The sequence below is a fragment of the Ignavibacteria bacterium genome, from assembly GCA_016873775.1.
In the GTDB taxonomy this organism is placed as follows: Bacteria; Bacteroidota; Ignavibacteria; order UBA10030; family F1-140-MAGs086; genus JAGXRH01.
In genome coordinates, this window is sequence record VGWC01000079.1 from 1 (window position 1) to 10,841 (window position 10,841).

Consider the following 10,841-nt stretch of genomic DNA (forward strand, 5'->3'; position numbering starts at 1 on the left):
TTCGATTTTCTTTTTAGTTCCTAACAAGTTACGATTGTTCCCGCAAAAAAAAACGTTAGTGCGAAATTTATGCGTGATTTTTTCCCTGCTGAACATTCCTTCATTTTGCAAACGGAATGCTTCGCAAATAGTGTTAGCGAATAAAAATGAAAGTGCAAATTTACTCAGAATGAGTGGTTTGTATTTGTTGTCGTGCGATTGATGAATGTAAATCATACTATCAACTCTTGAAAATGATACCAATCAAACGAAGTAATTTGACAATTTTTCCCTCTGCAGTATTTGGCACGATAATTGCTTTTTCTTTCTTTACAAAAAACAACTATTTCTCAACTTAATAAAACCACGAGGTTATATTTTATGAAACAACTTAGATTACTCTTCATTACTCTCTTTGTACAAGCGGTGGTAATTTCTTCAACGTTTGCCGGTTCTATTGGCGGAAAAGTATTTGCTGGAAATTTAGGAACTGCAAATCCCGTTGAAGGCGCGCTTATCGAAGCAATCGGTTACAGTCCCAATGGCGACTCGTTGTTGTTTACTGCAACAAGCGATAGTGGCGGAAATTATCTTCTCGATAATGTTTCCGCTGGAGTGTACGTATTACAATGTTCCCATCCGAATTATACTACAACTCGAAAAGGTCACGTGTACGTATCGGATAATTCAGCATTGACAATAAATTTATTTTTAGCGCCGAAACAAACGCAAAATAATGTTTCCGGCGTAGTTAAAAACAGTTCGACGAATAACCCTGTCCCAAATGCAAAAGTCAAATTGTCGAATGAAAACAATTCTTACTCAAAGAATACATCGAACAACGGAAGTTTTTCCTTCTGGCATATTGCAAACGGAACTTATACAATGACCGCTGAAGCGTATAATTTTGTTAATTACGCGCACGCAGAACCGATTGTTGTTGAAGATTCAACTATCATTTCCGGTTTGGAAATTTTTCTCACTCCCGTGCAAGCAAATTCTTCGCTTTCAGGTTTTGTAACAGACTCTTCCAACGGAAATCCGATTGCAGGAGCAGAAGTGAAAGTGTATCGCAATAATCACGGTTCCACGTATGTAGGAATAACAGATTCGCTCGGTTACTACAATATCGAAAATATTTTCGGCGGCGAATATTACGTGAAATGCAAAGCAGAAGGTTATGTGCATTTCTGGAGCGAAGTTGCGATAAATGGTACAACAGCATTCGATATACAACTTCTTGCAATTCAGGAAGGTACAATTTCCGGGGTTGTTACAAAAGATGAAACGGGAGAACCGGTTGCCAATGCGTATTTGTATGCAATTCCTGTGAACGGAAATCCGGGAACTTCAAATCATCAATGTGGACAAGCCATCAGCGATTCGAACGGAAATTATTCGATGAACGTTCGCGCGGGAAACTACTATGTTATTTGCTACACTAAATGGAACCCTGGATATTACTATTACGAATTTTACGATAATGTTCATACAAACGCGGAAGCAACAGAGATAGCGGTTGCCGATGACCAAACAGTCGAGAATATCAATTTCGGCACGCCAACTCCTTCGGTTGTTGATGTCATCGTAACCGGAAAAGTTACCGACGCATTCAACAATCCGATTGAAGGAGCAAACGTGCGTGTATGGTCGCATCGTCGTTGTTCAAATGATTCGACTTGGGCGACAACCGATGCCAACGGCGATTACTCAATTAGTTTTTCCAGCAACAGACCTTGGGTGCGTTTCAGTGTTGTTGCGAAGAAAGATGGTTTCTTCAAAGAATATTACAACGAAAAATCATCGTGGTGGGAAGCGGATGTTCTGAAAGCATTTGGCGACACAACGTTCACGAACATTTCCTTCACATTGGATTCCGATTCTGCAACATTCGATAATTCCATCAGTGGAAACGTAACCAACGGCAACGGAGAATTATTAGCAGATGTAACCATTTCCGCTTTTGCACGAAACGGCGGACATCATCGCTTTACGACAACAACAGATTCGTTGGGTAATTACACATTAGAAAATTTACGGAACGGAAATTATATCCTTTTCTTCTTCAAAGAAGATTACATTCCCGAATTTTATGATAACGTTCATCGTTGGGAAGACGCTACGCTTGTGAACGCAACTGGCGCGGTGCTTGGCATCAATGCATCACTCGATGTTGATACAAGCGGCGGTGGAAATGGCGTTATCACTGGAATCATTCGCGATGCAAACAATTCTCCGCTTGCAGGAACATTGGTAACCATTAAAAATTCCTTGAATCAAATCATCGGTTATTCAATGACATCCTCGGACGGCAATTATGAAATCGAAGGAATTGGCGGAGGAAATTACACAATGAACGGCTCTGTGTTTGGTTACGGAAGTTCTGCGCAGGCGATTACGTTCGACCCGATTCAGTCCAACACGATAATCGTCAATATGAACTTAACGTCTTCACCATTAGAAGTAATCGAAAACGGAAAACCGATTCCATCGGAAGTAACACTTTCTGATAACCATCCGAATCCGTTTAACCCAACAACGGTTATCAGTTTCAGTATTCCTGAAGCACAATATGTAAAACTTGCAATTTACAATTTGCTTGGACAAAAAGTTCAGGAACTTGTGAATGAGTTTTTACCATCGGGAAATTATTCTGCGTCGTGGGATGCAACGGATGCTTCCGGAAATAACGTTTCTTCTGGTATGTACTTGTATCGTTTGGAAGCAGGAACAACAACGGTTGTGAAAAAAATGTTGCTGATGAAGTAACTGAGAGAAAAACTCTCAATGGCGAAAACCCCGATTCGTGCGTGAGGAACTCTGTCGCCTCAGCAGATTTCTTCACAAAGAATCGGGATTTATTTTTAGAAAAAGCATTGTTCTCGCAATGCTTTTTCTGTTTTTAAAACTTTGAAAAGAAAAAAATCTTCTTAAAATTGGATTCGAAATTTTGTACTTTTTCCCCGCTTTTACAAAATAGAAAAATGCAAAACAACGTTCAGTTCGTTCTCGACGGAAAAATCGTTTCGCTTGATTTTCAAGTTCCAGAAATCAAACCGACGACAACAGTTTTAAACTATCTCCGCAGTTTACCTGTACACAAAGGCGTGAAAGAAGGTTGCGCCGAAGGTGATTGCGGGGCGTGTACTGTTGTGCTTGGCGAAGTTGGTAATGATGGAAAAATACAATATAAAAGTGTTGATTCGTGTTTGATGTTTCTTCCGATGCTACACGGAAAACAACTTGTAACGGTGGAAAATTTAAAAACGGAAAATGACGAACTTCATCCCGTGCAAATTTCAATGGTGGAAACCGGGGGAAGCCAATGCGGATTTTGCACGCCGGGATTTATTATGTCGCTGTTCGCATTGTATAAAAACAAAAACAATCCAACGCGAGATGAAATTGACGATACACTCACTGGAAATTTATGCCGTTGCACGGGATATAAACCGATTATTGAAGCAGCAGCAAAATCGTGTGTGAACGAAACGAAAGATAATTTTTCCAACAGCGAATCGCAAACGGTAAATCTGTTAAAAACAATTTCTAACGAATCAATTCACATTCAAACGAAACAACAAAATTATTTCCAACCGACAAGTTTGAAAGAAGCGATTGAGTTGAAAAATAAATTTACCGACGCAGTAGTCTTAAACGGCGCGACAGATGTAGCATTGCGAGTAACAAAGAAACATGAATTGTTGAAAGAAATACTTGATTTATCACGCGTAGATGAATTGAAAAAATTTGTAGTAAATCAAAACTCTGTTTTGATTGGCGCTGGAATTTCTTTGGAAGATGTAAAACGAAAAGTTGGAAACGATTTTCCTGCATTGTTTAATATGCTTTCCGTGTTTGGTTCGATGCAAATCAGAAATCTTGCAACACTTGGCGGAAATCTCGGTACTGCTTCTCCGATTGGCGATGCGCTTCCTGTTTTACTTGCATATAACGCAACTGTCGAATTGCAGAGCATGAACGACAAACGTAACATTGCTCTCGATGAATATTTTATTGATTACAGAAAAACGTTGCGAGAGGAAAACGAGTTGATTACTTCCATAATTGTTCCGAAACTATCAAACGGAACAATTGTAAAATCATACAAAATTTCCAAACGAAAAGATTTGGATATTTCAACCGTGAGCAGCGGGTTTCGTTTGAAAGTAAATTCAAACAACGAAGTGAAGGAGATAAAACTTGCGTTTGGTGGAATGGCGGAAAAAACAAAACGTGCGACGACGACAGAAAATTTTCTTCTGCAAAAAGAATGGAGGCGTGAAACAATCGAACAAGCAATGAAAATTTTGGAAAAAGAATTTACACCGATTTCCGATGCCAGAGCAAGCAAAGAATTTAGATCAATTGCTTCAAAAAATTTACTCTTAAAATTTTATACGGAAACAAAATAATAATGAATCTATTACCAATGCAGCACCATTCTATGCAAAGCGAAGAATCTATTTATCACTTGACAAGAATTTTTTTCGTTGTTATCACTTTTTCATTCACTCTTTTTTCTTGTTCCAAACAATCTGAACATAAAACTGAAACAACGGCAACGCAACGACCAAACGAACCAACGAACGGACTTACGAAAAAAATTGACCCGACCACGCTTGCTGATACTGTTGAACTCACAACTTTAAAACAATGGCCCACGCCAACAACTCAAATTTCGCCGGTATTTCCCGAACACGCGCGTATGAACGGCATCAAAGCGGACGTAATGTTGAAAGTATTGATTGGCATTGATGGACATCCGCGCGCAATAGAGGTAACTCGAGTAAAAACAATTTGCATTTTCGATTCGACCAACGTGGAAATGTATCGCGAGTACGAAGAGCAATTCAAAAAACCATCTATTGACGCAGTGATGTTGTGGGAATTTACGCAACCGCTCAAACCCAGCGGAGAGCCGGCGAACGTGTGGGTGAATGTTCCGTTGCAGTATAATTTGACAAGATGAAATTTTTTTCTACAAACGGCGCGATACTTCGCAAATGTTCACAGTTTGATTCGCTCAAATTCGTGTTGATGCGCCAGTGGAGAGAATTATTGCTGCTATCATAAGTTTTTGTAAGAATTTCCAAATAACAAAAATCAAATCACAAATAAATACAAAGCACCAAATCTCAACATTCGAATTTTGAAATTGGAATCTATTTGAAATTTGTGCTTGTAATTTGATATTTATTTGGAACTTGTTATTTGTATTTTGGAATTTTTTCTCCTTGTTATTTATCTTTGAATTACATCGTGAGAGCCATTACCGCTTTACACGTGTGCAGGCGATTTTCCGCTTCGGGAAATACACGCGATTGCGAACCATCAATCACTGCATCCGTAACTTCGTAACCCCTGTCGGCGGGAAGGCAGTGCATATAAATTGCGTCTTTGTGCGCGAGTTTCATTTTCTTCTCGTCACAAATCCAATGCTTGTATTTTTTGGAAATCTCGAGCGCTTGATTTGGATTGTGAAACAGCGATTCGATTCCCCACGATTTCGGATACACAATGTCCGCATCTTTAAACGCATCATCCATATTGTTCACCACTTCAAACTTTGTTCCGTTTTCTTTTGCAACTTTTTTCGCATACTCCATTTCGCTTTTCATCAGCGTATATTCCGGAGGATGCGCAAGAACAACATCAAGACCGAATCGCGGCATCAACGTAATCAATCCTTGCGGAACACTCATCGGTTTTGCGTAACTCGGAGCATACGCCCACGACACAGCAATTTTTTTTCCGCGTAAATTTTTTCCAAACTCTTCGCGTATCGTCATTAAATCCGCAAGTGTTTGAAACGGATGGTCAATATCGCATTGCATATTCAACACGGGAACGTTGGCATCTTTCGCAACGGCGCGCATATACGAGTTGCCTTCGCCCGGAACCAAATCGTGGCGAATTGCAATGGCGTGTCCGTAACTTGAAAGAATAATTCCCATATCTTTCGGCGATTCACCGTGCGCAACTTGCGAAGTTTCCGCCGCGATGAAATGTGCGTGCGCTCCGAGTTGTGTTGCGCCGGCTTCAAACGAGTTGCGCGTGCGTGTGGATTTGTCGAAGAAAAACAGGAATGCAGTTTTGTCGGGAAGATACCGATGCGGCGTTCCTTTCTTAAACATTTTTTTTAAATCGCTCGCAGTTTTCAGCGCAAGTTCGATTTCTTTCGTTGACCAATCTTTTGTTTCGATATAATCTTTTCCCCGAACAATGTTGGGGAGTTTCGGTAGTTTTGTTGGCATAAATTATTGTAGAGATAAATAAGTTGTAAGTATGTTGTTGATAAAATTTCAAATAGCAAAATTCAAATGACAAATAAATTCCAATGCCGAAATTCTAATTTGTTACGATGATTTTTCTATAATTGCGGATAAAATCTTTTTCAATTCGATTGCTTCATTGTAAAGCGTTGTTGCTTCTGCTTTGTATGTTTCTGAATTTGTTTCCTTAATCAATTGTAGCCAAAATGCACTTTCTTTCGTTTCCTTTCTGCTAATTTTTGCCCGCATCAAAAAATCTTTTTTACTTAACGATTCATTTGCTTCGATATAATTTGCTCCAACAGACGAAGATGAGCGGATAAGTTGCTTTACGTATTCAGCATTTGTCATTGTTTTCGGTAATTTTTTACAAAACAAAGCAACGTCCAAAGCAAATTTCAATGTTCGCTCTTCCAAATCATATCGTTTTGTGTTAGAAGTTTCCACGCAGAAAATTTAGAAATTGAAATTTGAAATTTATTTGTTATTTGATGCTTGTGTTTTGGAATTTCCAAATGCAGTTACTATTTCAGCAAAGAAGAATTCAAATACATAAACGGAAACGCTGCATACCACGCGCTTGCTTTTACCAAATGCTCAATCGGAATATGTTCCGTTGCCATATGAGCGTAAATTTCATTTCCTGGACCAAAACCGATGCACGGAATATTATGCTTTCCCATCACTGCAACGCCATTGGTTGAAAATACCCAGCGGCTCACTTCCGGTTTTTTCCCGAACAATCCTTCAAACGCTTTTACGCCGCTACTTAACACGGGATGATGTTCCGGCAAAAGCCACGTGGGATAATATTTTTTTGTCGGATACGTTAAGCCGCGCCAACTCGGAACAGCGTAATCAAGCACGACAACTTCTGCTTCCGCTTTTTTCACGCTCGCAAGTTCTTGAATTTCTTTCACTGCCGATTCCAACGTATCTGTCGCGGCAAGTCTTCTATCGAGATGAATCGCGGAAGAATCAGCAACAGCGCACAAAGACGGCGATGTTGAACGAATCTCTGCAATCGTAACTGTTCCTTTTCCGAGAAATGGTTCGCCGCCAAGACGCTCGTTCAACTTTTCGATGTCGGCAATAATCGGTGCCATTTTATACACAGCATTCACGCCGCGTTCCGGTGCAGAGCCGTGACACGAAATTCCTTTGGTGCGCACTTCGATTTCCATTCGTCCGCGATGTCCGCGATACACAGCAAGATTTGTCGGCTCGGCAATCACGACAACTTCCGGCCGCAATTTATCTTGCTCAATAATATATTGCCAGCACAATCCGTCGCAATCTTCTTCCTGCACGCTGCCGACAACATACAACGTAAAATCGTCTTCGAGCCCGAGTTCTTTGATAATTTTTCCACCGTAGAGAATCGAAGCGAACGCGCCTTTCATATCACACGCGCCGCGACCGTAAATAATGCCGTCTTTCTCCGCGCCTTTGAACGGGTCAATTGTCCAGTTTGCGGGATTGCCAACATCCACCGTATCAACGTGCGCATCAAGTGCGATAATGTGTTTGCCGTTGCCGATGCGTCCGAGAATATTTCCCATTCCGTCAATCGTAATTTCATCGTAGTTACATCGCTCCATTTCTTCTTTGATGCGATGAATCACGTGCTCTTCCTGCGAACTCATTGATTTAATCGCAATGATATCGCGAAGAAAATTTGCTACTTGTCGTTCATTTTTTTGCGCTGTTTGTAAAATTTGTTGGAACATAAAGTTTGTGTTTTTATTTTTAGGAAATTTTGATTTACCACTTATCACGCGAAGACTTCACAGATTATCACGAATTTTATCTGCGCAAATTCGTGTTTCATTCGTGTCATTCGCGGTTAATCTTATAATATACTATTGCGAAACTTATACTTCTCACACAACTTTCTCGCCCGCATTCGCAAATCATTTTCGTAACGATACGGAAGATAATTGCCCGAAAATATTTGTTGATACTTCGGAACAAGTTGCGGAAAATATTTTTTCAGAAATTGAAAATACAACGTTTTGCTATCTGCAATTCCATCGCCGAATAATGTCAAACCGCAAACCAAAATAAAATCTGCGCCGTAATGTTTTGCCGCCGAAATCATTTCTTCCAATTTCTCATCCGAATCGGAAAGAAACGGCAACACGGGAATACAATTTACACCAACAAACAAACCTTCGTCTTTACATCGCTTCATTGTTTCAAATCGTTCGAGCGGTTTTGCTGCGCCGGATTCGAGATGCGCAGAAATATTTTCATCAAGCGTTGAAATTGAAAATGTAACAATCGCGCCGTGCCGCAATGTATTTTTCAAATCGTCGGGAAGAATTGCATTCGCATCAATTTCTTTCAGCAATTCAACATCGCGTAAAATCATTTTCGATTTTGTTGCGACAAAAATCGGAAATTTGTATTTCAAAAATAACTCGAGAAATTGTTGCGTTAGTTTTCGTTCTGCTTCAATTGGCAAATACGGGTCAGTTGCAGATGCGAGCGCGACAATGCCATATTGATTTTTCTTCGCTCGTGCGCGTAATTGCTTTTCCAAAATTTCTGCCGCATTCGCTTTCACCGAAAATGTTTCCGCCATATTCAATCCGTATTTACTTCCGCGAATGTAGCAATACAAACAATTGAAACTACATCCTTCATACGGATTGACAGAATACTCATCCAAAAACCACGAGTCGCGTTTCTTATGTTTGTTGAGAACGGATTTTACAAACTTTTCATTCACCATTGAGAAAATCTATTACTCATATCTCAAATCCCACATCGCAAATCTATTTACACAACTTCACTCAACAATTCTTTTCGCGGAGCAGCAATCACAACTTTATTCACGAGCAATCCTTTTTCCGCAACAATCGCTGAACCCGCATCAACAGCGGCTCGAACGGCGGCAACTTCTCCCGTCATTGTCAAAAATGCTTTTCCGCCCAACGCCATAGCAAGACGAATTTCTATCAGTGTAACGTTAGCAGATTTTACTGAAGCATCAGCGGCTTCGATGAGTGACGCAACAGAAAACGATTCGATAATTCCCAACGCATCGAGCAAATCTACTTTACTCGTTCCGGAAATTGCTGGAAAAACATTGTGATGAACATTCGGAATCACAAACGTATCAATTATCGAACCGCGACCGGCAATAACTCCCGCATCAACACTTGCCCGCACTGCTGCAACATCTCCGCCAATCAGCACCATATATTTTCCCGAACAAATGGTGCGCGATAAAATTATTTCTACTTCCGCCGCTTTTAACATTGCATCTGCAACGAGAAATCCGGCAGCAATACTTGTGAGTTCGATAAGACCAATTGAGTTTTTTTGCATAATGGCTTTTGGGTTTTGGTTATTGGCTGTTAGCAATTTTTGTAATTAGTGTTTAGTGTGTTGAGCATTTTTTGTTCTTTGGTAAGCAATATCAAAACATTATCTACTTTTTCTTTTAGAATAAGTTTGAGTTCTTGAGTAATGAGAAGTTGTGTTTCCAATTCAAATGCAGAGCCAAGCGACATTTCTAAAAATCTTTTGAATTCTATTTCACTATTTCTGCTGCATCCTTCGGCAATATTCGATGGAATTGATACTGCCGCTCGACACATTTGACTTTTCAATCCATATTTTTCTTCTTTGGGCAAACCTTCTACGAGCAAATAAATTTCTTTTACGATTTCAATTCCTTGTTGCCAAATATTTAAAGTTCTAAAATTTCTCATCTCTTCATTCCTAACAGCCAATGGCTAACAGCTAATAGCATTTTATACTTTTTCAATTACAATATTTTTTTCATCAACATTTTTCACCACTCCATCTATACTCGCATGAATTCTCGCTCCCAATTTTTCGTTGGGAATTTCGCCGATGAGTTGTCCTTTGCGAACATTATCTCCAAGACGAACAACTGCTTGCGCGGGAGAACCGATGTGTTGCGATAACGGAATTTCCACTTTCTTCGGAAGAATTTTTTCTGAAGAAAATTTTGTGTCAACATTATATTCTTCTACGCCAAGTCGTTTCATCAATTGTCTCAGCGGCGTGCGTCTTCCTTCATACATTGGATGCGGTTCGACTTCCATCTTTCCGCTCCACTTGATTCCTTGTTCGCGCAAATCATGTTTCGCTTTGTCGCATGCTTCTTTCGGAAATAAACTTTCGGGACACGCATACAATGTGCACAATTCACACGCGCAGCAAAGTTGCGCAAATTGATTCCAGATATTTTCTCCCGTTGTCGTAAATCCCAAACTGCGCATCACTTTGTGCGGCTGAATGTCGTAACCAAGAATGTAACGCGGACAAAGTTCCGTGCAATAACTACACTGGTCGCACGCAGATTTTCCGATATGATGTTTTACTTTTTCCGGTTGCATTTTTCTTTGAACGAGTGTATGTTCTGTCGGGAGAACAACAAGTCCCGCACACGTTTTTGTAATCGGAATATCAAGATTGAATTCCAATTTCCCCATCATAATTCCGCTGACAAACACTGCAAATTGTTTTTCTGTTGTTCCGCCGGCAAAAGAAATTGCATCGCGAAAACTCATTCCGATGGGTGCAAGAAGTGAAATTGGATTTTTTACT

At 40.1% G+C, this 10,841-nt stretch carries 10 protein-coding genes; 3 read left to right on the forward strand and 7 right to left on the reverse strand.

What is annotated here, in order from left to right; translation table 11 throughout:
• Window positions 1-360: 360 nt before the first annotated feature.
• The 3 genes from FJ218_09640 (at window position 361) to FJ218_09650 (ending at window position 4,951) form a co-directional block, all read left to right on the forward strand.
• Window positions 361-2,748 (forward strand): T9SS type A sorting domain-containing protein, encoded by a 2,388-nt coding sequence (locus FJ218_09640; protein MBM4167161.1) that lies wholly within the window; start codon window positions 361-363, stop codon window positions 2,746-2,748.
• A 215-nt stretch (window positions 2,749-2,963) separates the two neighbouring features.
• Window positions 2,964-4,394, forward strand: coding sequence for a xanthine dehydrogenase small subunit (xdhA, locus tag FJ218_09645; GenBank protein ID MBM4167162.1), 1,431 nt, complete (start codon window positions 2,964-2,966; stop codon window positions 4,392-4,394).
• Between the two features lie 2 nt (window positions 4,395-4,396).
• Entirely contained in the window at window positions 4,397-4,951 is a 555-nt protein-coding gene (locus FJ218_09650) for a hypothetical protein (GenBank protein MBM4167163.1), read from the forward strand.
• Window positions 4,952-5,234: 283 nt separating this feature from the next.
• Here FJ218_09650 and FJ218_09655 read toward each other — a convergent pair whose 3' ends face one another.
• The 7 genes from FJ218_09655 to FJ218_09685 form a co-directional block, all read right to left on the reverse strand.
• A complete protein-coding gene (locus FJ218_09655) occupies window positions 5,235-6,236 on the reverse strand; it encodes an ornithine carbamoyltransferase (GenBank protein ID MBM4167164.1) in 1,002 nt (333 codons plus the stop codon).
• 102 nt (window positions 6,237-6,338) lie between these two features.
• Entirely contained in the window at window positions 6,339-6,701 is a 363-nt protein-coding gene (locus tag FJ218_09660) for a four helix bundle protein (protein MBM4167165.1), read from the reverse strand.
• A 77-nt stretch (window positions 6,702-6,778) separates the two neighbouring features.
• Complete coding sequence (locus FJ218_09665) at window positions 6,779-7,984, reverse strand: YgeY family selenium metabolism-linked hydrolase (protein ID MBM4167166.1); 1,206 nt, start codon at window positions 7,982-7,984, stop codon at window positions 6,779-6,781.
• Window positions 7,985-8,106: 122 nt separating this feature from the next.
• Window positions 8,107-8,991 carry a radical SAM protein gene (locus FJ218_09670; protein ID MBM4167167.1) on the reverse strand — a complete coding sequence of 295 codons (885 nt, stop codon included), beginning with the start codon at window positions 8,989-8,991 and terminating at the stop codon, window positions 8,107-8,109.
• 47 nt (window positions 8,992-9,038) lie between these two features.
• On the reverse strand, window positions 9,039-9,590 hold the full coding sequence (locus FJ218_09675) for a BMC domain-containing protein (GenBank protein ID MBM4167168.1): 552 nt from the start codon (window positions 9,588-9,590) through the stop codon (window positions 9,039-9,041).
• A 29-nt stretch (window positions 9,591-9,619) separates the two neighbouring features.
• Window positions 9,620-9,976 carry a four helix bundle protein gene (locus tag FJ218_09680; protein MBM4167169.1) on the reverse strand — a complete coding sequence of 119 codons (357 nt, stop codon included), beginning with the start codon at window positions 9,974-9,976 and terminating at the stop codon, window positions 9,620-9,622.
• 42 nt (window positions 9,977-10,018) lie between these two features.
• The coding region (locus FJ218_09685; protein MBM4167170.1) for an NADH dehydrogenase subunit at window positions 10,019-10,841 on the reverse strand (823 nt) is incomplete at its 5' end.